This window comes from Bradyrhizobium canariense (assembly GCF_900105125.1).
Taxonomy (GTDB): Bacteria; Pseudomonadota; Alphaproteobacteria; order Rhizobiales; family Xanthobacteraceae; genus Bradyrhizobium; species Bradyrhizobium canariense_A.
Window position 1 is genome coordinate 1,206,435 of record NZ_LT629750.1, and the last position, 21,703, is coordinate 1,228,137.

At 61.0% G+C, this 21,703-nt stretch carries 24 protein-coding genes; 13 read left to right on the top strand and 11 right to left on the bottom strand.

The window, feature by feature from the left end; all coding sequences use genetic code 11:
• Positions 1-91: 91 nt before the first annotated feature.
• Positions 92-349, bottom strand: a complete 258-nt coding sequence (locus tag BLV09_RS05970; protein WP_146686630.1) for a hypothetical protein — start codon at positions 347-349, stop codon at positions 92-94.
• 277 nt (positions 350-626) lie between these two features.
• On the opposite strand from BLV09_RS05970, the gene coaD reads away from it, so the two are divergent.
• From coaD to queA, 5 genes are all read left to right on the top strand, one after another.
• Positions 627-1,121: a pantetheine-phosphate adenylyltransferase gene (gene coaD / locus BLV09_RS05975; RefSeq protein WP_146686631.1), complete on the top strand. Its 495-nt coding sequence runs from the start codon at positions 627-629 to the stop codon at positions 1,119-1,121.
• A gap of 92 nt (positions 1,122-1,213) precedes the next feature.
• Complete coding sequence (locus tag BLV09_RS05980; RefSeq protein ID WP_146686632.1) at positions 1,214-1,777, top strand: peptidylprolyl isomerase; 564 nt, start codon at positions 1,214-1,216, stop codon at positions 1,775-1,777.
• A 30-nt stretch (positions 1,778-1,807) separates the two neighbouring features.
• The gene (locus tag BLV09_RS05985; protein WP_146686633.1) at positions 1,808-2,251 is read left to right on the top strand and encodes a TonB C-terminal domain-containing protein; all 444 of its coding nucleotides are present in this window, start codon (positions 1,808-1,810) and stop codon (positions 2,249-2,251) included.
• Positions 2,227-2,691, top strand: a complete 465-nt coding sequence (locus BLV09_RS05990) for a peptidylprolyl isomerase (RefSeq protein WP_100381934.1) — start codon at positions 2,227-2,229, stop codon at positions 2,689-2,691. The genes BLV09_RS05985 and BLV09_RS05990 overlap by 25 nt, the downstream gene beginning before the upstream one ends.
• A gap of 81 nt (positions 2,692-2,772) precedes the next feature.
• Positions 2,773-3,849, top strand: a complete 1,077-nt coding sequence (gene queA / locus BLV09_RS05995) for a tRNA preQ1(34) S-adenosylmethionine ribosyltransferase-isomerase QueA (RefSeq protein WP_146686634.1) — start codon at positions 2,773-2,775, stop codon at positions 3,847-3,849.
• Between the two features lie 45 nt (positions 3,850-3,894).
• Here queA and BLV09_RS06000 read toward each other — a convergent pair whose 3' ends face one another.
• Positions 3,895-4,932 carry an aspartate-semialdehyde dehydrogenase gene (locus BLV09_RS06000; RefSeq protein WP_146686635.1) on the bottom strand — a complete coding sequence of 346 codons (1,038 nt, stop codon included), beginning with the start codon at positions 4,930-4,932 and terminating at the stop codon, positions 3,895-3,897.
• 245 nt (positions 4,933-5,177) lie between these two features.
• On the opposite strand from BLV09_RS06000, the gene tgt reads away from it, so the two are divergent.
• A complete protein-coding gene (gene tgt, locus BLV09_RS06005; RefSeq protein ID WP_146686636.1) occupies positions 5,178-6,311 on the top strand; it encodes a tRNA guanosine(34) transglycosylase Tgt in 1,134 nt (377 codons plus the stop codon).
• Positions 6,312-6,340: 29 nt separating this feature from the next.
• Here tgt and BLV09_RS06010 read toward each other — a convergent pair whose 3' ends face one another.
• Entirely contained in the window at positions 6,341-6,556 is a 216-nt protein-coding gene (locus BLV09_RS06010; protein WP_100386884.1) for a hypothetical protein, read from the bottom strand.
• Between the two features lie 352 nt (positions 6,557-6,908).
• On the opposite strand from BLV09_RS06010, the gene cysK reads away from it, so the two are divergent.
• Together cysK and BLV09_RS06020 are read left to right on the top strand one after the other, a co-directional pair.
• A complete protein-coding gene (gene cysK, locus BLV09_RS06015) occupies positions 6,909-7,886 on the top strand; it encodes a cysteine synthase A (RefSeq protein ID WP_146686637.1) in 978 nt (325 codons plus the stop codon).
• Between the two features lie 2 nt (positions 7,887-7,888).
• Entirely contained in the window at positions 7,889-8,128 is a 240-nt protein-coding gene (locus BLV09_RS06020; RefSeq protein ID WP_146686638.1) for a BrnA antitoxin family protein, read from the top strand.
• A gap of 102 nt (positions 8,129-8,230) precedes the next feature.
• Here BLV09_RS06020 and BLV09_RS06025 read toward each other — a convergent pair whose 3' ends face one another.
• Both BLV09_RS06025 and BLV09_RS06030 read right to left on the bottom strand, forming a co-directional pair.
• Complete coding sequence (locus BLV09_RS06025) at positions 8,231-9,637, bottom strand: caspase family protein (protein ID WP_146686639.1); 1,407 nt, start codon at positions 9,635-9,637, stop codon at positions 8,231-8,233.
• Positions 9,638-9,867: 230 nt separating this feature from the next.
• Positions 9,868-10,749 carry a DMT family transporter gene (locus BLV09_RS06030; RefSeq protein WP_146686640.1) on the bottom strand — a complete coding sequence of 294 codons (882 nt, stop codon included), beginning with the start codon at positions 10,747-10,749 and terminating at the stop codon, positions 9,868-9,870.
• A gap of 241 nt (positions 10,750-10,990) precedes the next feature.
• On the opposite strand from BLV09_RS06030, the gene BLV09_RS06035 reads away from it, so the two are divergent.
• Together BLV09_RS06035 and BLV09_RS06040 are read left to right on the top strand one after the other, a co-directional pair.
• Positions 10,991-11,389, top strand: coding sequence for a RidA family protein (locus tag BLV09_RS06035; RefSeq protein ID WP_146686641.1), 399 nt, complete (start codon positions 10,991-10,993; stop codon positions 11,387-11,389).
• A 92-nt stretch (positions 11,390-11,481) separates the two neighbouring features.
• Positions 11,482-11,682 (top strand): hypothetical protein, encoded by a 201-nt coding sequence (locus BLV09_RS06040; RefSeq protein WP_100381926.1) that lies wholly within the window; start codon positions 11,482-11,484, stop codon positions 11,680-11,682.
• Between the two features lie 138 nt (positions 11,683-11,820).
• Here the strand turns inward: BLV09_RS06040 and BLV09_RS06045 are convergent, their stop codons facing one another.
• From BLV09_RS06045 to BLV09_RS06065, 5 genes are all read right to left on the bottom strand, one after another.
• Positions 11,821-12,384, bottom strand: coding sequence for a hypothetical protein (locus BLV09_RS06045; RefSeq protein ID WP_146686642.1), 564 nt, complete (start codon positions 12,382-12,384; stop codon positions 11,821-11,823).
• Positions 12,332-12,688 carry a hypothetical protein gene (locus BLV09_RS37910; protein ID WP_100381924.1) on the bottom strand — a complete coding sequence of 119 codons (357 nt, stop codon included), beginning with the start codon at positions 12,686-12,688 and terminating at the stop codon, positions 12,332-12,334. The genes BLV09_RS06045 and BLV09_RS37910 overlap by 53 nt, the downstream gene beginning before the upstream one ends.
• 170 nt (positions 12,689-12,858) lie before the next feature.
• Complete coding sequence (locus tag BLV09_RS06055) at positions 12,859-13,449, bottom strand: formyltransferase family protein (protein WP_146686643.1); 591 nt, start codon at positions 13,447-13,449, stop codon at positions 12,859-12,861.
• A 361-nt stretch (positions 13,450-13,810) separates the two neighbouring features.
• Positions 13,811-14,200, bottom strand: coding sequence for a response regulator (locus tag BLV09_RS06060; RefSeq protein WP_100381922.1), 390 nt, complete (start codon positions 14,198-14,200; stop codon positions 13,811-13,813).
• Between the two features lie 9 nt (positions 14,201-14,209).
• Positions 14,210-16,738, bottom strand: a complete 2,529-nt coding sequence (locus BLV09_RS06065) for a GAF domain-containing protein (RefSeq protein ID WP_146686644.1) — start codon at positions 16,736-16,738, stop codon at positions 14,210-14,212.
• A 266-nt stretch (positions 16,739-17,004) separates the two neighbouring features.
• Between BLV09_RS06065 and BLV09_RS06070 the strand changes: the two genes are divergently transcribed.
• The 3 genes from BLV09_RS06070 to BLV09_RS06080 are packed head-to-tail and all read left to right on the top strand — an operon-like array spanning position 17,005 to position 21,229.
• Entirely contained in the window at positions 17,005-19,593 is a 2,589-nt protein-coding gene (locus BLV09_RS06070; RefSeq protein ID WP_146686645.1) for an ATP-binding protein, read from the top strand.
• Positions 19,590-19,979: a response regulator gene (locus BLV09_RS06075; protein WP_100381920.1), complete on the top strand. Its 390-nt coding sequence runs from the start codon at positions 19,590-19,592 to the stop codon at positions 19,977-19,979. The genes BLV09_RS06070 and BLV09_RS06075 overlap by 4 nt, the downstream gene beginning before the upstream one ends.
• On the top strand, positions 19,976-21,229 hold the full coding sequence (locus BLV09_RS06080) for a response regulator (protein WP_146686646.1): 1,254 nt from the start codon (positions 19,976-19,978) through the stop codon (positions 21,227-21,229). Before BLV09_RS06075 ends, BLV09_RS06080 begins: the two co-directional genes overlap by 4 nt.
• A 237-nt stretch (positions 21,230-21,466) precedes the next feature.
• On the opposite strand, the gene BLV09_RS06085 is transcribed toward BLV09_RS06080, so the two are convergent.
• On the bottom strand, positions 21,467-21,703 hold the full coding sequence (locus tag BLV09_RS06085) for a hypothetical protein (RefSeq protein ID WP_100381918.1): 237 nt from the start codon (positions 21,701-21,703) through the stop codon (positions 21,467-21,469).

The window sequence follows — 21,703 nt, forward strand, 5'->3', positions numbered from 1 at the left end:
CAGTCAAGGTGCCGACAGGTGCGCGATCAAATGCCAGTGTGCGACGACCCGCCGCAAATTACCATGGGATTACTTTGATGACAGACGCAAACTACGGCGTGCGGTCAGCGGTTACCAGCCGCGCTTGCCGGATCGTGCCCTTGGCACCGGCGGAGCGAAGGCAGGACGCTTCGAAATTGGGCCAGGCCTGCTGCGAGCAGTCCCGGCCGACCGGATGAACGTCCAGCCGGTCGCCCTTGGCGAGGGCGTGCGGGACGCTGGCTTCAACTTGCGGAGCGAAGCCGGGAAGAAGGGTGAGGGCGGCAGCGACGAAGGCAGCGACAGCGATTGCTGAGAGAGCTTTGATCATGACGGTCCCCTGCTGGGCCGTTCTGGCCCGTTGTCTGTTGGCGGACTGAATACCCACCGACCGTTTCGCGGCGTCTTCGCGAAAGGCGGAAAATGGTTTCATCCGCTGTCGTTTTGTTTCGTCGTCCTTCCGAGGACGAAACACTTGTCCTGCCAAGCAGACGCGGTGACCCCGCAAGTGGTTCAGATAACGGCCCAAAATAAAAATGAGGGTTTTCGCCCGGCGCGGTGGAACCGGCGTGCCTTGCGACGCTGCCCGGGGCGGGGTAGAGGGAGTTATGCTCCGTATCGCGCTCTATCCCGGCTCCTTCGACCCCGTCACCAACGGCCATCTGGACGTCGTCCGGCATGCCGTCGGCCTGTGCGACCGGCTGGTCGTGGCCATCGGGGTCCATCCCGGCAAAAAACCGCTATTTTCGGTGCAAGAGCGGCTCGACATGGCGCAAGCGGTTTTTGCCCCGATCGCAAGCCAGGCCGGCTGCGCCTTTGACTGCACCACCTACGACAATCTCACGGTCACGGCGGCCCAGAAGCTCGGCGCAACCATCATGATTCGCGGCCTTCGCGACGGCACCGACCTCGACTACGAGATGCAGATTGCCGGCATGAACGAGACCATGGCGCCGGAGGTGCATACGGTATTCGTTCCGGCCTCGGCTGCCGTCCGCCCGATCACTGCCACACTGGTCCGTCAAATCGCTGCCATGGGCGGCGACGTCTCGGCGTTCGTGCCGCCGGCGGTGGCCGCCAGCCTGAAAATCAAATTCGCCTGATCGCGCGCCGTTTCGCAAAACTGGGAACCGGCTTCGCGAGACGACGCGCGCAACACCTAACGCACTTTTCCTTCAACTGGTCCGGAGTTGTCATGATCCGAATTCTTGCCGTCATTGCTGCGCTGGTCTGCGTGGCCCCCGCGCTCGCCCAGCCGCTGCCTGCCAATCTCGACAAGCAGAATGCGATTGTCATCGACTCCACCAAGGGCCGCATCGTCATCAAGTTGCGGACCGACATCGCGCCCCAGCACGCCGAGCGCATCAAGCAACTGGCGCGCGAGGGCTTTTACAACAACGTGCCGTTCCACCGCGTCATGGACGGCTTCATGGCGCAGACCGGTGACGGCCAGAACTTCAACGGCACCGGCGGATCGAAATATCCGAACCTGAAGCAGGAGTTCTCCAGCGTTCACTTCAAGCGCGGGATCGTCGGCATGGCGCGGCGCGGCGACAGCGTCGACAGCGCGAACTCGCAGTTCTTCATCATGTTCGCGGACGGACCCAGCCTTGACGGCCAGTACACCGTGATCGGCGAAGTGGTGCAGGGCATGGACGTCGTCGACAAGCTCAAGAAAGCCCCGCCGGGCTCGGCCGGCGGCGCCGTCACCGATCCCGACAAGATGGTGAAGGTGCAAGTCGCGTCTGACGTCAAGTGAACTGCATCAAGTGAACCATGGAAGCGAGTTATGGCAGCAGCGCTTCGCAGGCCACTGGTCTGGTTTGTAGCGGTGCTGCTGTTGGCGTCGTCGGCCGCATCGGCGCGGGCTGAACCCGGTCAGGTCGACAACCTCAAAGAGCTGTTCTTCAAATTGCGCACCTGCTGGCAGCCGCCGTCGCCGTTGCGCGCCGATCCGGGGATCGACATCACCGTTATCGTAAGCTTTGACCGCGACGGCAACATTCTGGGCCACCCGAGAATTACCTATGAATCGGAACAAGCGACCGATAATGACCGTTTGATCTACCGCGTCGCGGTCATGGAGGCGTTGCAACGCTGCACGCCAATACCATTTACCCCGGGAATGGCCGGCGCCTCGGCCGGCCGACCATTTGCCATTCGATTTCACAATCGGAAACCTCCACCCCAACCCATAGAGAAAAGAGCATGGCTGATTCCGAAAATACTTTGATCCTTGAAACCACACAGGGCCCCGTGACGATCGAGATGCGCCCCGATCTGGCGCCTGGCCATGTCGCGCGTATCAAGGAGCTGGTGCGCGAAGGCTTTTACGACGGCATCGTGTTCCATCGTGTGATCGACGGCTTCATGGCGCAAACGGGATGTCCGCAGGGCACCGGCACCGGCGGTTCCGGCAAGAAGCTGAAGGCTGAATTCAGCAAGGAGCCGCATGTGCGCGGCACGGCCTCGATGGCGCGCGCCGCCAATCCTGATTCCGGCGACAGCCAGTTCTTCATCTGCTTCGACGACGCCTCGTTCCTCAACGGCCAGTACACGGTCTGGGGCAAGGTGACCGAGGGCATGGAGAACGTCGACAAGATCAAGCGCGGCGAGCCGGTGCAAAATCCCGACAAGATCGTCAAGGCGCATATGGCCGCCGACGCGGCATAATCGCCGAACCGTCATTCCGGGGCGCGCGTCCGCGCCGCCACCGGAATGACGTTACGCGGCAACGCTGGAACGCATTGCGCCATGCGCACCGATCTCTTCGACTTCGAGCTTCCGCCTGACAGCATCGCGCTGCGGCCGGCAAGCCCGCGCGACTCCGCTCGGATGCTGATCGTGCAGCCGGAAGCCGTGCTGCGCGATCGCAGCGTTGCCGATCTTCCGCAATGGCTCGAGCCCGGCGATCAGTTGGTGGTCAACGATACCAAGGTCATCGCGGCGCAGCTTGCGGGCCGTCGCATCGGCCGTGACACCGAACCGAAGATCGAGGCGACGCTGATCAAGCGCCTCGACGGTTCACGCTGGCAGGCGCTGGTCAAGCCTGCGAAGAAACTTGCGCAAGGCGACGTGGTTCGCTTCGGCAATGAGGGCAGGGTATGCCTGCTTGGCCATCTCGATGCCGAGGTCGAGCACAAAGGCGACAGCGGCGAGATCACGCTGTCGTTTTCGTTTCACGGGCCCACGCTCGACCAGGCCATTGCCGATCTGGGTAGCCCGCCTCTGCCGCCCTATATCGCCTCGAAGCGCACCCCCGATGAGCGCGACGCCGCGGATTATCAGACCATGTTTGCGGCAAAGGAAGGCGCGGTCGCCGCACCCACCGCCGGATTGCATTTCACGCCGGCGCTCGAGATGGCGTTGCGCGATCGCGGCATCGGGCTGCACCGGATCACGCTGCATGTCGGGGCGGGGACCTTCCTGCCGGTCAAGGTCGAAGACACCGCCGGGCACAAGATGCACGCGGAATGGGGCGTTATCACCGGCGATACGGCTGCCGCGCTCAATGAGGCACGGGCCGGGGGCGGCCGCATCGTCGCCGTCGGAACCACCTCGCTGCGGCTTTTGGAAAGCGCTACGGCGGAAGACGGCACGATCGAACCGTTTGCGGATGACACCTCGATCTTCATCACGCCGGGTTATCGCTTTCGCGCGGTCGATATTCTGCTGACCAATTTTCATCTGCCGCGTTCGACGCTGTTTATGCTGGTATCGGCATTCAGCGGCCTCGACACCATGAAACGGGCCTATGCCCACGCCATCGCCAGCGGCTACCGCTTCTATTCCTATGGCGACGCCTGTCTGTTGTTTCGCGCGCACGAATAATGCGTAGGGTGGGCGGAGCGAAGCGTGCCCACCCTACAGCTCACCTCACGCCATCGCGTGCTGAGGCACCAATTCCGCGATCTGAATCGCGTTCAATGCGGCTCCCTTCAGGAGCTGGTCCGCGGCGACGAACATCGAGATCGAATGGCCGGAGGGATCGCTCAGATCCTTGCGGATACGGCCGACCATGACGTCATCCTGCCCTGACGCATCGATCGGCATCGGGAAGTAATTCTTGGTCCGATCGTCGACGATCTTCACGCCCGGCGCATTCGACAGGATCGCGCGCACCTGGTCCTCCGTGATCGGGTTTTCGCATTCGAAGGTAATCGCTTCGCAATGCGCGCGCAGCACCGGCACCCGCACGCAGGTCACCCCGACGGCAATCCTGTCGTCTTCGAAGATTTTCCGGGTCTCCTTGATGACCTTGGTCTCTTCGTCGTTGTAGCCGGTCTCCGGATCGATCGCCGTGTTGTGGTTGAACAGGTTGAACGCGTAGGGGTGCGGCATGACCTTGGGCGGATAGGCCTCCCCCTTGAGGTTGGCGCGGGTCGACTCGATCAGTTCCTCCATCGCCGCCGCTCCAGCGCCGCTTGCCGCCTGATAGGTCGACAGGATCAGGCGCTTGATGCGGTTGCGCTGGTGGATCGGCCACAGCGGCACCAGGGCGGTAATCGCCGCGCAATTCGGATTGGCGATGATGCCCTTGTGCTCCCTGATGCGGCTGGCGTTGATCTCGGGGATCACCAGCGGCACGTTCGGATCCATCCGGAAGGCAGACGAGTTATCGACCACGACGGCGCCGGCCTTCACCGCGATCGGCGCAAACTTCCTGGCAATGCCGCCGCCGGCCGAGAACAGCGCGATATCGACGCCTTCGAAGGATTTGTCGTTAAGCTCCTCGATGACAACCTTTTGTCCGCGGAAGTCGATCGTCTTGCCGGCCGAGCGCGCGCTTGCCAGCGCCCTGAGCTGGCCGACGCGAAATCCACGCCTATCCATGGTGGCGATAAATTCGGCGCCGACGGCGCCGGTCACGCCGGCGATGGCTACTACGGGATCGTTCTTCACTTTCATCTCCATCAGGCAATAAAAAAGCCCCGGACCTTTTCAGGCGGGGCTTCGGTTCAGATCATGCGATCGTCCAACTACGCGCGCACGCCTCCCGAGGCCCCAGAGGGCTTTGCGGTTTTGGTGGTGCGTTTGGTGGTCGTGATCATGGCGCGGAACTTATGCTGAAAACTTCGACCGGCGTCAACGGCTTTCGGACCGAAAATCGGCCTCAGCGAGGTTGAACAAGGCAGGGTTGTTAAGCAATAAGCTGGAGCATGAGCCTTCCCAATCACTTTGATCTCGTGGCGACCGACGGCGCCGCCCGCACCGGCCGGTTGACGACGCCGCATGGCGTGGTGCGGACCCCGGTCTTTATGCCGGTCGGCACGGCGGGGGCGATGAAGGGCGTGCATTGGCGCGAGGTGCGCGATGCCGGCGCCGATATCGTGCTCGGCAATACCTATCATTTGATGCTGCGGCCGGGCGCCGAGCGTATCGCAGCACTTGGCGGCCTGCAGGTCTTCACCGGCTGGCAAGGCCCGATGCTGACCGACTCCGGCGGCTTCCAGGTGATGTCATTGTCGGAACTGCGCAAGGTGAGCGAAGCAGCGGTCACCTTTCGCTCGCATATTGACGGCGCCAAAATAGAACTATCGCCGGAGCGCTCCATCGAAGTGCAGCGCCTGCTTGGCTCCGACATCGCGATGCAGATGGACGAATGCGTTCGGCTGCCGGCGGAGCGTGACGACATCGAGCGGGCGATGCAACTCTCGTTGCGCTGGGCCGAACGCAGCAAGCGTGCGTTCGAAACCGCGCCGCCCGGCTACATGCTGTTCGGGATCGCGCAGGGCGGCGATATCCCCGAACTCCGCCAGGCGAGCGCGCGAGGTTTGGTCGACATCGGATTTCACGGCTACGCGATCGGAGGCCTTGCGGTCGGTGAACCGCAATCGGTGATGCTGGCGATGATCGAGGAGGTTGCCCCGATCCTGCCGCCGGACCGTCCGCGATATCTGATGGGGGTCGGCACGCCCGATGACCTCCTGGAGGCGGTGGCGCGCGGCATCGACATGTTCGATTGCGTGATGCCGACCCGCAACGGCCGTCACGGCGTGGCGTTCACGCGGTTCGGTCAGGTCAATCTGCGCAACGCCCGCCACGCCGACGATCCGCGGCCTCTCGACGAGGAAAGCCCCTGGCCGTCCGCGCGCAACTGCTCGCGCGCTTACCTTCATCATCTCGTGAAGTCAGGCGAGACGCTGGGCGCGATGCTGCTGTCGGAGATCAACATCGCGTATTACCAGCAACTGATGCACGACATCAGGAGCGCGGTTTCAGAGGGAAGGTTTGCAGATTTGCGTGAGCATATTCGTGCAGGATGGGCGAAAGGCGACATCACAGCGCGATGAAATATGTTCTCAAAACGGCTTGGTGAAATTCAGTTGCACGCAAAGCGCTTGATTGCATGTTTGGTAACGAAGCCGTAACCGCAAGTGTCGCAGGTCCAGAGATAGCTGACGATATCTTCGGCAACAAACGCAGACGCTTCCGCAGCCACCATCGAGTCAGCGCAAACAGGGCAGGTCGGCAGGTCACTTCCGCGCGGGGCGGGTCTGGGCGCGACGGTCGACAGGACTTCAGCAGCTGCTGGCATCGTGACCTCCAAGCGATCTGAACCTGACAAAACCATACACCGATTTCTTTGACGATGTCGCAACACAAATGCGTTGGTTTTAAATTATTCCAGCTCGCGCAAAGTTGGTTGAGCGTTGTTCAAATTATTGCAATGCAACGAATTTGTGACTCTCGATATGATGGCCTGCGCGCGAACGTCGCACGTCTGCGGCAGTTATGACCAGCAACGGGAATTTCGTTTTGCGTTTTGCAGATGCTAAATTATTCGTTCACGCATGACCTTATCGGGAAATCGTTCACATTTTAGCCGATCATGCGTTATGAGATAAGCTCGACAGAGTTCCCCCAGGCCGCTTGCACAGGAGCTAACCATGGACGCGCCTTTACCCGCGAGTGCACTGCACCGTCCCGGCCGGGGTCACGTATTCGACAGTATCGTGGACGCGATCGGAGATACGCCAATCGTGCGCCTGCGCAGATTGCCGCAGCAGCACGGCGCGCATGCGACCATCCTCGCCAAGCTGGAATATTTCAATCCGGCCGCGAGCGTGAAGGACCGCATCGGTGCGGCGATGGTCATCGCGATGGAAAAGGCCGGCGTGATCAATGCCGACACGGTGTTGATCGAGCCGACCTCCGGAAATACGGGAATAGCGCTGGCGTTCGTCGCTGCGTCGCGCGGTTACCGGCTGAAGCTGGTGATGCCGGAATCGATGTCGATCGAGCGGCGCAAGATGCTGGCATTCCTCGGCGCTGAAATTATTTTGACGCCGGCCGCGCAAGGCATGAAGGGCTCGATCGCGACGGCGGAAGAACTGGTCCGCACCACGCCCAATGCCGTGATGCCGCAGCAGTTCAAGAACCTCGCCAATCCCGAAATTCACCGCCGCACCACGGCGGAGGAAATCTGGAACGACACCGGCGGCAATATCGATTTCTTCGTGGCCGGTGTCGGTACCGGGGGAACCATTACCGGCGTGGGGCAGGTGCTGAAGCCACGCAAGCCGTCGCTGAGGGTCGTTGCCGTTGAACCCGAGGAAAGTCCGGTGCTATCAGGCGGTCAGCATTCCCCGCACAAGATCCAGGGGATTGGCGCCGGCTTTATCCCTGACATCCTCGACCGTTCCGTGATCGATGAGATCGTCAAGATCAACAGCGCAACCGCGATCGAAACTTCGCGTGCGCTGGCGCGCAATGAGGGCATCCCCGGCGGCATCTCCTCCGGCGCCGCCATCGCCGCAGCGCTTCAAATCGGCAAGCGGCCGGAAAACGCCGGCAAGACCATCCTGGCGATCGTGCCGTCGTTCTCCGAGCGCTATCTATCGACAGCATTGTTTGAAGGGATCTAATCGTGTCGGACCAACCGCGACGCCCCAGGACGCTTAACGACGCCCGAACCGAAGCCGAGGCTGCGTTCAAGAAGACCACAGCCAAGGTGCCGGAGGTGCCAACCAAAAAGGCCGCGCTGCCCGGTGTGAAGGAACTGGTCTCGCTGCGGATCGATCAGGACGTTCTCGAGCACTTCCAGGAAGGCGGCCCGGGCTGGCAGGAGCGGATCAACGACGCGCTGCGAAAGGCTGCCGGTAAGTAACGCGCCTTCACGAACTCAGGCGGGTTCGGAACTAGAAAAGTCCCAACTGAAAAGCCCGGCGCAGGCCGGGCTTTTGTTTGGTGGCCGCAGGTTTCGCGGCTCCTAGCGAAACAGTCCGCCCATCACGCCGCCGATGAAACCGCCGGGACCGCTGGGGCCGCGGTAATAGCGGTGTCCGCCGCCACCTCCGCCGCCGCGATGATGGCGCGACGGATGATCGTCGGAATCCTCGCTTGAGCTGGTTTGGGTGGACGTGACGATCTCAGCCAACAACGCCTTGTGCTGCAGCTTGTTGAGATAGCCGCTGGTGGGATAGCCGCGGGCGGCCTGCCAGCGCGTGATCACGGCGCGAGTCGCCTCGTCGAATTTGCCGGTGACCTTGGTGTCGAAGCCGAGACCATTCAGCCGGCGCTGTACGTCGCGGCGCTGCCCCCTGTCGAGGCCGATCTGGTCTTCTGTGACCTGGTTGGCTTCTGCGTTGAAAGTCCCGGGATCGACGCTGGTCAGGTTGCGGGTCTGGGTAGAGGAACTGTTGCCATTGGGATCGAGCGAAGCGATCCGGGCCAACGCCAGCGACCTGAACTGACCGTTGGGATAGGTCGTCAGATAGGCGTTGAGCTCTTCCGGCTTGTTGGAGTCCTTGATCGAGCGCCAGAACTCCAGTTCGACATCCGTCCCGCCGGTGTTGGAAGCAACGGCGGCCGGAGCGGGGGCGGGCGCTGCGGCGTCGGCCACAGGCACAGCAACCGGGTTCAGATAGACCGAGCCGGTCAGATTGGTGTGCCCCCAGGGCAATTGCCCCTTGTTGGTCTCGTCGTTGACCTGGGCGCGCACCTTGGTCATCGCCTGCTGGATCTCGACGCCGGGCTGGGTGATGTTGGCGATCAGCGCGCGGGTGAACGGGCTGTTGGTGCCGCCCTGGCCGTCGAGCGCGGTCTGGCCGGGCCCGGTCGCGAACGCGATCAGCGTGCCTTCGCCGGATTTCATTTCGGCAAGGCCCGACTGCACCGACACGCTGCGGGTCGAGGTCGACTTGATCTTGGCAGCGAAGGGATTGTCGCGGCAGGCATCGAGGAACACCAGCTTGACCTTGGCGTCGCTCATGGTCTGGTCGAGCGTGAGGTCGATATTGATCGCGGCGCCCAGCTTGACGTCCATTTCCGATTTGATGTCGGCATCGACCGGCAGCAGATAGTTTGTGCCGTCGATGGCGATGCCGTGACCGGCATAAAAGAACACCGCGACGTCGGCGCCTTGCGCTTTTTTGCCGAACTCGAGCAATCGCTCGGTCATGGTATCGCGGGTGAGATTGCTGCCTTCGACGACGTCGAAACCGACATTGCGGAGCACCGCCGCCATCGCCTTGGCATCAATCGGCGGATTGGGAAGCGCCGCCACATTCTTGTAGGCGCCATTGCCGACGACGAAGGCAACGCGCTTGTCAGCCTTGGCCGCATCGGTGACGAACAACATGCAAATCAGGGAAATAAAAATCGTGAGATAACGCATGTGAAATCCCCAGGCTGAGTCGAGCAATATTCGGCTGCAACACACGGCTTCAGCATACACGAAAAAAGCCAACTTCTCGCCACAAAAAACGGGCTGTTGCCCGAATTTTGGCGGCGCCATTCCTGATGCGATCACCGTATTCGATCGGCAACCAGGCTTGCGTGATTTAGATCACAATTTAGGACAGCCGCGCGCAACTCCGGCTGATCCACGCGGTGGAAGACAAACGATCAGACTGCAACGCGTGCGGGAACCGGCGCCGGCGTAGGCTTCAGATTCAGAAGGTTGCCGGTGAGGATTAGGATCGCACCGAGCACGGTGAAGACATCGAGGCGCTCCGAATAGATCAGCCAGCCGGCAATGGCGGTCAGCGGAACTCGCAGGAAATCCATCGGCACCACCACGGTCGCATCGGCATGCAGCATCGCGCGCGCCATGCAGTAATGGGAGAACGTGCCGCAGAACGCGATGACGACGGTCCAGCCCCAGATATAGGCGGACGGCCATTTCCAGACGTACAGACAAGGGAAAAATCCGGCCGCCGATTGCACCACGAGCATCCAGAAGATGATCGCAAGTGCCTGTTCCGTCCGCGTCAGGGATTTGACCATCGCCACGGAAATGCCGAATCCGACCGCAGCGGCCAGTGCGATCAACTGACCCGGATTGACCACGCCGGTCGCGGGCCGGACGATGATGAAGACGCCGATTAGCCCGAGAACGATCGCGGTGATTTTCCAGACCGTCATCCGCTCGCCGAGGAAACTCGCCGCGAGAATCGCCGTCCAGATCGGCATGGTGAATTCGATCGCCACCACCTGACCGAGCGGGATCAGCGTCAGCGCGAAGAACCAGCCGAGCTGCGCGCCGTAGTGGATCAGATTGCGCCCGATATGCTGCGGCAGCCGCGTTGTTTTCAGTTTCGCAAACCCGCCATTGAGCCGGATCAACGGGTACAGCATGAAGAAGCCGATGACCGTACGCAGCTCCATCAGCTGAAATACATTCAGCTCCCGCGTTGCCTCGCGGCCGGCGACCGCGACGATCAACATCAGGGTAAGCCAGCCGGCCATCCACAGTGCGGCCTTCGGTTTGGAGGGTGTTCGGTCCATCAGCGGAGAGCCAGGCGGGTCATGGAAAGTTCGGCGGGCAGGGGCGGGCGAGCGGCCGGTATCGGCGACCTCGCATCGATTTGCAACGCGCAAATGCGCCGACGCAGCGCTGCGCCCGGTTCAATTTCGAGGTGGGAGCGGCCGCCCAATTGGTGCTAAGGATCTTGCCGTTCCCGTCATTCCGGGCGCGCGTGAAACGCGAACCCGGGATGACGCCGATAACAAATCTGGAGAACCGCTGATGCGCATCTTGCAACCAGCCGAATGGTCGAAGCCACGTGGTTTTTCGCACGGCGTTGTGGTCGATGGCCCCGGCCGATGGATCGTCCTGGCGGGGCAGACCGGCGGCGACGAGAAGGGGGAATATCAATCCGACATGGCCGGGCAGGTCGCCGTCGCGCTGAAACGGATCATCAAGCTGCTTGCGGAGGCCGGGGCTGGTCCGGAACACGTCGTTCGCTTGACCTGGTATCTGACCAGCCGCAACGAATATGAGGCGGCGGGCGCCGGCATCGGTGCGGCGTGGAAGGAAACGCTAGGACGCAACTTTCCACCCTCGACGCTGCTTTATATCGATGGCCTGGTCGACGCCCGCGCCAAGGTCGAGATCGAAGTCACCGCGTTCGTTCCTGCGGCATAGCTTGCGTCGCAGCCGATTCCGGCTTGCAGGTTTCCGTGCAAGCTGCTGCGAATTCAACCACCGTTTCAAATATTCGAAGAGGACGTCTTGCGATGAATAATCGAGCCACATCCGCAGATTTTGTGACCGCCTTTGCCACCGGCTGGCCGGAGAACCAGCCCGATATCATGGTGCTCTCGCTGACCACGCACAAAGGCATCCAGGATTTTGCGCTGAACAAGGAACAGGCACTCTTGATCGCAAAGACCATGAAGGACACAGCGGCGCGGCTTGCGAAGCCCAAAACGGTTTGATTGAGAGCCGATCGCCCTGAGCTTTTCGAGCGGAATCCTGCCTTTGATGCGATTCGGGCAGCGCACCGGCTCGCATCAAAAAAGCGTGTCAAAAAGGACGGGAGTCTCGGTTCTGATTCAATCAGAACCGAGGGGTTCTTAGGAGCGTGTCAGCGCAATCGTGGCGGCCTTAAATTGGCTCTCTGATCGGATCACGACCGACTGCTTGTTGCCACGCGTCGTCAAGGAGATGTTGGCGTTGAAGCCCGGAGCGTTGGCTTCGACCTGGAAATTGCCGTTGCCTCCGCGGCCCTGGATGCTGCCGTTAACGTTCCGGCTGCTTTCGCTCCAGGTTCCGGAAATCGTGCCACCCTCGGCGACGATATTGGTTCTCAGATCGAATTTATAGCTGTCGCTGGCGCAGGTGAGGGTCTGGTTAAGGCCATTGCCGCCAGCACCGACGGCATAGGAGGCGCGGCATCGAATTCGCTCGTTCGAGCCATCGTCGAGCGTGACGGTGCCGCTGCCGGACCAGAAACCGGCCATGCCGGTGAACGGTCCCGATTGGGCGTAGGTTGCTGTGCTGAAGATCGAGGCCGCGCACATCGCGATAGCCCCGAATAGCAATGCCCTGACGACTGAAAACTTGCTTGTCGTCTGGTTCGTCTGATTATCGCGACGCTTCCCACCGACCGCTGCAAGGTACGCCCGCTGATGCCCCATTCCACTTCCCCGATCCTGCGTTGCCACTGAGCTGGCCATTCGCATATGCACCATTGATTGAGACACGTACAAGACCTTCACGTCCGACGCTGCCTGAAACATCGGCGCCGGGGGCCGAGACCTTCCCATCAGTGACGTTAAGTGTGGTTCGCGTCGACGGTTCGCAACTGCCGGTCTTGGTCACAACCGTGACATTCCACAGTCCGTCATAGGGTGTCTGGGCGGTGGCGGGAGCGGCAGTGAGACCTGCGGCAGCAGCAAGAAAGGAGCCGAAAAGGGCCAAACGAATGCGATTGCAGCGCATAAAACAATATCCCTCGATGTGTGTGATAACGCGGCTTATTTAGATAGAATGTGTTCAAAATTTGCTGCGCCGCGTCAGCGCGGATTGTTCCTGCAAATCAAACACATAACGGTGAGGTTAGTTCCCAGGCCGGAACAGGGATTCGGTCCGTCGTTTCGCCGCGTCTTTGGTTAATGCGGGAGCTTTGGCGCATTGGTGGCGAATTGCTCGTCCTGGGGCTTGGCTGGCAGGGTTTTATGCGTTTTGGCATACCCGATTACCTCTGCCAGTAATTTTTGACCGAGAGGGGCCAGCGCGCGCTCCCACAATTCCCGAGCCGTCTCGCCCTTCTTGACGAAAACCCAATCCTGGGCGGCGATCGCGCCGGCATCCATGCGGTCGGCCAGATGGTAGATCGAGCCCCCCGCGATGGGGTCGCCTTCCCGGATCGTCCATTCGACCGCCGCGATACCGCGGTGCCGCGGCAGCAGTGAGGGGTGATAGCCGATGCCCCCGAGTTTCGCCGCGGCCAGCGCCTCCTTGCTGATGCGGGCGTGGCTGTGGGCTGTCACGATCAGGTCGGTACCGGGAGCGATCTCGGAGGCTGTGACCAGCTTCGGGCTGGCTTGCACGGTGACTTCGATCCCGGCGGCACGGGCGGCCGTGGCCAGGCGGTCCTCGGCGTCGGCGACGACCACCCTGACGATGTCCGTGTCATGCTGGCGCAGCATGTTCAGTGTCGTCACGCCAAAATGGCGGGAGCCGACGAGGGTGATGCGCATGAGGTCTGCTCCGTCCTGATCAAGTGTCGGCCGTCGATAACATGCCGGGAGGCCCTGTCACGCCGACCGCATCCGTGAGCGGCGGGTTATCAACAGGGGGCGCCTGGATGCCTACGAGCCGGCCATTCGCGGGAACGGATGAATTCCCCTGATTGGCCGGGCCAACGGTTTTCAACGATTGAACTCGATCGGAAGGACCCATGCGTTCTTTCCCGCTGTCATGAGCGGTGCCAAGCTTTGCTCTCGGAGAAGGCGTCGTGTCAGGAGCGTCCATGCTGCGGCGTGAGTTCATCGCTTCTCTCGGCAGCGAAGCAATTACCGCGCCACCAATGGCTGTCGCCGAGACGCCGATGAGAATCTGTCAGTCAGCCTGTTGCAGGCGCGTGTCGATCTCTTCGCGGAGCAGGCTGAAGTCGATCGGCTTGGTCAACAAACCCGACGCGCCACTTTCCATCGCCTTGCGCTTGGTATCGGGATCGCCGTAGGCGGTGATCATGATGACGGGAACGTCCGGGCGTATTTCCTTGACCCTGGGCAGCATCTCGAGCCCGGTCATTCCGGGCATGTTGATATCGGACAGGATCAGGATCAACGATTGTTCGATGGTGCCGGCGATGCGCGACAGCGCGTCCGCTGCTGAATTGGCAAAATCCATCACGAAGCGCTGCGCTCGAAGGTCGCGCCGAAATTGCTGGCGAAACAAAGCCTCAACGTCGGGCTCATCATCCACAACAAGAACTAAAACACCCACGTCTAACCCCTAGGTTTTATTCGAAAGATTGCTTGTCCGCGGCAGGATGATCCTGAACTCCGTGAACTCTCCGGGTTCGGTATCGACCTCGATCGTGCCACCATGCTGTTTCACGACGATATCGTGGCTCATCGACAGCCCAAGCCCGGTGCCTTCGCCTGCCGGCTTGGTGGTGAAGAACGGGTTGAACATCTTTTCCTTCACCTCCGGCGGGATGCCGGTGCCGTTGTCACGGATCCGGATCTCGACATGGTCGCCATGGTCTTTCGTGGTTGCGCTCACGACCGGTTCAAAACTCGTGTCATTGCCGGTCTTGCGCTTGGTCACCGCATAGAAGCCGTTTGCGATCAAATTCAGGAAGACGCGGGTGATTTCCTGTGGAAACACCTCGATCAGACCGGCGTTCGGATCGAAATCCCGTTTCAGCGTGACATTGAACTGTGACTTCTCCGCGCGCGCGCCGTGATAGGCGAGGTTGAGGCTTTCATCGACCAACGCATTGATGTCGGCGGTTCGGTGCTCGCCAGAGCCTTCGCGGGAATGCAGCAGCATATTCTTGACGATGGAATCGGCGCGCTGGCCGTGCTGCACGACCTTCTGGAGATTGTCCTTCAAGAGGCCGGTCAATTCCTCGACTTCTTCGCGGACATTGTCGCTGAGCGTCGCGGATTTGAGCGCGTCATTCAGTTCGTCGGTCAGCTCTGCCGAAAGCGCAGAGAAATTGTTGACGAAGTTGAGCGGGTTTTTGATTTCGTGGGCGATGCCGGCGGTCAACTGGCCGAGCGACGCCAGCTTTTCTGTCTGCACCAGACGATCCTGCGCGGTGCGCAGGTGGTCCAGTGATTGCGACAATTCCCTGGTGCGTTCCTGCACCTCGTCGAACAGCCGCGCATTCTCGATGGCGATCACTGCCTGATCGGCGAAGGTTTTAACGAGTTCGATCTGGCGGGAGGTAAAAGGACCTGCCTCTCGCCTGGCAAGCGAGAATGCGCCCTCGACGCGACCGTCACGCGTCAGTGGCACGGCGAGTCCCGCCCGAAACTCTCCCAACTGCGGCGCCAGAGCGAAGTTGAACTCAGGGTCGGCGAGCACATCCGGCAGATGTGCGATTTCGCCGGTCAAAAAGGCGCGGCCGGTGAACGTCTCGCGGCCAGCCCGGATCGGATGGGCGCTCAGGAAATCAAACAGGGCCGGTGAACTGCCCGATTCCGCCCGAACCCGCAAGACCTCGCCGTCGCGCAAGAAGACTACCCCAAAACTCGCCCCACAAAGTCCGACGGCTGACCGGGTCAGCGTCGTGAGCACCGATTTCAGGTCAAACGCCGAACGGCTGATGACCTTGAGCACGTCGGCGGTGGTTGTCTGCTGCTGGAGAGATTCACTGAGATCATCGGTGCGTTGGCGCAACTGATCGAACAGGCGGACGTTCTCGATCGCGATGACCGCCTGATCGGCAAAGGTTGTGACAAGATCGATCTGCTTCTGGGTGAATGCCTGCACCCGTTGACGCGCGATAACGATGACTCCGATCGGTTCATTCTCGCGCAACAGTGGCACACCGAGCGCGGTCCGTTGACCGGCCAGCGAGGTCGATTCCCGCAAGGTGTATTCAGGGTCAACCGCGACATCGAGGATTTGCACGGTATGTCGTCCGAGTACAGCACGCCCCGTGGTTGTCCCCCGATCGGGGCTAATCGGGTGGTCCTTGAGAAACTCGATATATTCGGTGCTAAATCCGACGGCGGCGCCTGCCTTATAAAGATCTCCGTCGCGGCGCATGATGTAGGCCATGTCGGCGTCGCACAGCCGGGCAGCAGTCTGCACCAGCGTGTCGAGCACGGGTTGCAGGTCGAAAGTCGAGCGGCTGATGGTCTTGAGAACATCGCCGACAGCCGTTTGCTGCTGCAAGGACTCGCTTAAGTCGCGCGTTTTCTCCTGCACTTCCTTGAACAGCCGTGCGTTCTCGATCGCGATAATGGCCTGATCGGCAAAGGTCTGCAGCAACTGGACGTGATGGTCGGCGAACGAACCGGTATCAACCCGCGTGACCACGATGATGCCGATCGACACTCCACTACTCATCAGCGGCACGAACAGCATGCTGTGATATCCGCGCAATCGCGCGATGTCCCGGGTCTGCATATGCGTCAGGCTTTCGATATCCGTGGCCTGGACCGGCTTGCCGCTCTGCGCCAGCTTGAAGGGTTCGAAATCGGCAAGCGGGATCGGAAACGAAGCCTGCAAAAATTTATCGGCGGCCGGACTGGTCGGTGTGAAGGCCGTCAGGTAAGCAATGCCGTCGACAAAGCGAAATACGGCGCTTGAGAAACCACCCAGCAACCGGTTGGCGCTGGTCGCGATGGCTTCGAATACCGGCTGCAAATCCGACGGCGAACTGGCGATCACCTTCAGGATATCGGCGGTCGCGGCCTGCTGGTCCAACGCTTCCCGGGTTTCGGATCGGCTTGCCTGCAGCAACCGCTCAAGCTCGGCAACGGTTTGCCTGAGATTGGTTTCCGCATCTTGGGGAGAGGTCATTCAGCGAATTCCCTGAAGCGCAAGCGGGTCGGCGTTGACGATCCCTGCGAATGCGATCGGCAAGTTGTTGCCGATCTTGACGAGCCGACGGCCGATCACTGGCTGCATCCGGCGACGTCCGTCACCAGCCGCCGTTCGACACGCCCCCCAATCAAGAAGTCCCCCACGTTCTCCAGGCTGATTTAACATACCAAAGGCCCGGCAACCGGTCGACCTCTCGCACTGCGGCAGAGACAACGCTGTCCGTTATTGCTAAATTGGCTGGGATGACGATTTCCCTCCATTCCGACGCACCTGAAGGCCGTACGCTGGCGGCGTCGCCGGTGGCGGACGGGGTGCAGGAGGCGGGAGCCCCGCGAACGACGATCCGCAGCCGGCTGTTCACCAAATATGTCGCGCTGTTTGTCGCGGTGGTCGGTGTGGCCCTGTTGTCGAACGGGATTTTCGAGGTTTTCTTCTATTATCGCGAGCACAAGGCGGCCCTGATCCGCATTCAGCATGAACAGGCTGAAGCGGCGGCGGCCAAAATCAGCCAGTTCATCAAGGAAATCGAAAGCCAGGTCGGGTGGACAACGCAGTTGCCGTGGTCGGCCGGTTCGATCGAGCAGCGCCGGTTCGACGCCTTGCGGCTGTTGCGGCAGGTGCCAGCCATCACTGAACTGGCGCAGGTCGATTCGACTGGTAAAGAACGGCTGCGGGTATCGCGGCTAGCGATGGACGTGGTGGATAGCGGCCTCGACCTTTCCAAGGATCCGAAGTTCACCGAAGCCGTCGCCCACAAGGTCTATTATGGACCGGTCTACTTCCGCCGGGAGTCCGAACCGTACATGACATTGGCGCTGGCCGGCACCCGGAAGGACGCCGGCGTCAGCATTGCCGAGGTCAATCTGAAGCTGATCTGGGACGTGGTGTCCCAGATCAAGGTCGGCGAGCACGGCCATGCCTATGTCGTCGGCGCCGGGGGCAGGCTGATCGCGCATCCCGACATCAGCCTGGTGCTGCGCAACACCGATATGTCGAAGTTGTTGCAGGTGCAGGCGGCGCAGGCGAACGGCGGTGTGTCTGACGACCTGGACGGCGCGAAAAACATCCAGGGCCAGGAGGTGTTGACGGCGTCCGCGCCGATTGCGCCGCTAGGCTGGACCATGTTCGTCGAGCTGCCGGTCGAGGAGGCCTACGCCTCGCTCTACGCCGCGCTGCAGCGGCTTGCGATCGTGCTGGCGGCAGCATCCATTTTTGCGGTGCTTGCGGGGATATTCCTGGCCCGCCGCATGGTCGGCCCGATCCAGGCGTTGCGGGCTGGCGCCGAGCGCATGGGCGGCGGCGATTTCAGCCAGCGGATTTCGATCAAGACCGGAGACGAACTCGAAGGCCTCGCCGACCAGTTCAACGACATGGGCGCGCGGCTGCAGGAATCCTACACCGACCTGGAGACGAAGGTCGAACTGCGAACCACCGAATTGAGCGAATCCCTGCAGCAGCAGACCGCGACCGCCGATGTGCTCAAGGTCATCAGCCGCTCGGCTTTCGATCTCGACTCGGTGCTTGCAACCCTGCTCGCTTCCGCCGCAAAACTCTGCGAGGCCGAGAAGGGCGTGATTTTTCTTCACGAGCAGGATAATTATCGCCTGGTGTCCAATTACGGCTTTTCCGCCGAGTTCGAGACTTTTGCCAAGGCCAACCCATATCCCACCGACGGCGGCAGCACGACGACTCGCGCGGTAGAATCCGGCGGTGCGATTCAGGTGGTCGACGTGCTGGCCGACGAGACGCGAAGCGCGCTTGCCCGGGAATATCAGCGCCTGGGCGGTTACCGGACCAATCTCGGCGTGCCGCTGAGGCGCGAGGGCGAAACCATCGGCGTCTTCATGCTGGCAAGACAGGTGGTGCGGGCTTTCACCCAACGCCAGATCGATCTGGTCGAGACCTTCGCCGACCAGGCGGTGATCGCTATCGAGAACGTTCGGCTGTTCGAGCAGGTTCAACAGCGCACGAAGCAATTGTCGCTTTCGCTGGACGAGTTGCGAACCGCGCAGGATCGCCTGGTGCAAACCGAAAAGCTCGCTTCGCTCGGCCAGCTCACCGCCGGCATCGCGCATGAAATCAAGAATCCGCTTAATTTCGTCAATAATTTCTCGGCGGTCTCGGCCGAACTGATCGACGAACTCAACGATGTGCTGAAGCCCGCCGCGCTCGACGACAAGACCCGGGAAGAAATTGACGAACTGACGCACATGCTCAAAGGCAATCTCGAAAAAGTAGTGCAGCACGGCAAGCGCGCCGACTCTATCGTGAAGAACATGCTGCTGCATTCGCGCGAAGGATCGGGAGAGCACCGCCTTACCGATATCAACGCGATCGTCGAGGAAAGCCTCAACCTTGCCTATCATGGTGCACGCGCGGAAAGGTCAGGCTTCAATATCACGCTGCAGCGCGACCTCGATCCTAAGGCCGGCATGATCGACGTCTACCCGCAGGAGATCACGCGGGTGTTTCTCAATCTGATTGGAAACGGTTTTTATGCCGCCACCAAACGCAAGGAAACGGATGGCGAGGCGTTCGAGCCGATCGTGCGCGCGACCACGAAAAACCTGGGAAACAAAGTGGAAATCCGGATCCGCGACAACGGCACTGGTATCCCGCTGGAGGTGAAGGAGAAAATGTTCAATCCTTTCTTCACTACCAAGCCGGCCGGCGAGGGCACCGGTCTTGGGCTGTCGATGAGCCACGACATCGTGGTGAAACAGCACGCCGGCACGATCGATGTCGATACCGAGCCTGGCGCATTCACCGAATTCATCATTACGTTGCCGCGCACAGCGGCGGCAAAGGGCAATACTGGAGGCACGACTTGAGCGTTTACATACTCGTCGTCGATGATGAGCCCGATGTCGAAGCCTTGTTTCGGCAGCAGTTCCGGCGCGATCTCCGCTCCGGCCGTTTTACCATGGAGTTTGCGCCTTCCGCGGCCGCGGCATTGATGCGTGCCGCCAACGTGGCCGACCCGTCGCTGATCCTGATTTTGTCTGACATCAACATGCCCGGCATGAGTGGTCTCGAGATGCTGCCGAAGGTGCGCGCGCAACGCCCGGATGTTCCCGTGATCATGATCACGGCCTATGGTGATGCCGAAACGCGCCGGAAGGCGATCGAGCGCGGCGCGGTGGGCCTGCTGACCAAGCCGATCGATTTTGCGCTGCTGCGTCACGAGATCGACACCAGGCTCGAGCAAGCCGCATGACGACCGCAACGATCCTATTCGTGGATGACGAGCCCGATCTCGAGGCTCTGGTGCTGCAGAAATTCCGCAGGCAGATCCGCGACGGCGCGGTCAATTTCATGTTTGCCCGTGACGGAATCGAGGCTCTGCAGTCGATCGAGCAGAACCCCCATGTCGACATGGTGGTGTCCGACATCAACATGCCGCGGATGGACGGGCTGTCGCTGCTGCAGAAACTGCAGGAGGCCGAGGACAAGAAATCGACCATCATCGTTTCGGCCTATGGCGACATGAGCAACATTCGCACCGCGATGAATCGCGGCGCATTCGATTTTCTGACCAAGCCGATCGATTTCGGTGATCTCGAATTGACCATCGACAAGACCATCCGCCATGTCGAGATGATACGGGAGGCCCGCCGCCGCCAGATCGAAGCCGAGCGCGCCCATGCATCGCTTTCGCGGTATTTTTCGCCGCAGATCGCAAGCAGGCTGGCGGCCGATGGCGAAGCCGACGGCATGGCGGTGCATTGGCGCGAGGTCGCGACCATCTTCACCGACATCACCAGCTTCACCTCGCTGGTGGAGAGTGCCACGCCCGAAGTGCTGGGAACGCTGCTCAACGAGTATGTGGGCGGCATGACCGACGTTGTGTTCGCCCATGAGGGGACGGTCGCGAAGATCATTGGCGACGCAATCCAGATTCTGTTCAACGCCCCCGAAGAGCAACTGGATTATGCGACGCGCGCGATCGCCTGCGCGCGCGATCTCGATGGATGGGCCGAGGATTTCCGCGAGCGCTGGAACTCGAGGGGGGTGAATTTCGGTACCACCCGGATTGGCGTTCACGCAGGACCGGCGCTGGTCGGCAATTTCGGCGGCAGCCGTTTCTTCGACTACACTGCCTATGGCGATACCATCAACACGGCGGCGCGGCTTGAGGCCGCCAACAAGTTTCTCGGCACACGCATTTGCGTCAGCGCCACGGTTGCCAATAGCGCAGAAAATTTTCAGGGCAGGCCGGTTGGCGATCTCGTGCTGCGCGGGCGCCGCGAGCCGCTGCGCGCCTTTGAACCATTGCCTGCGGCGACATTCGAGGGGCCGGTAACGGCGCAATATTCCGAAGCTTTTGCCAAGCTGGAAGCGGGGGACGCCGCGGCAATGCCGGCCTTCGCCGCCCTCGTCGGGCTTCATGCCGAAGATAGCCTCGCCGGCTTTCACCTGCGGCGTTTGCTCAATGGCGCCAAGGGCGTCCGCATGCAGTTGGAATAGCGACGGCTCGGACGGCGTGGAACCGGCGGATTACAATGAGGTAGCGTGAACTGGCGGGGAGAGAATGCCGACCTATCTGAGCATAAACGGAGGTCGTCATGATGAAAGGAATCGTTCTCGCGGTCGCATTTGCTTGCTGCGCCGTTTCTCTCACCATCGCTCATTATGAGGCGCACTATGCCGAGCGGCTGCAGCACGCGCGGCAAGTTGGCTGACGCTTTTGCCGCAAGCCTCGTCTCAGTTCAGGTTGATCGAAGGTGACGCGTCATTTTCGCGAGATTTAATTCCAAAGCGAAAGCGCTCCGATCTCATGGCGAGGTATCGCCGCAACTCGGTGCCGCTCTGCTTGATCTGATTTCGAAGTTCGCGGCTCTCGAAGGTTGTCAGCGATGGCCTGCTGAGATGTTGCCAGGCAACTCTCTGCCATTCCTGATGCTCACGAATGCTGCGCTCTAAAACATCCGGCTCGGTCAT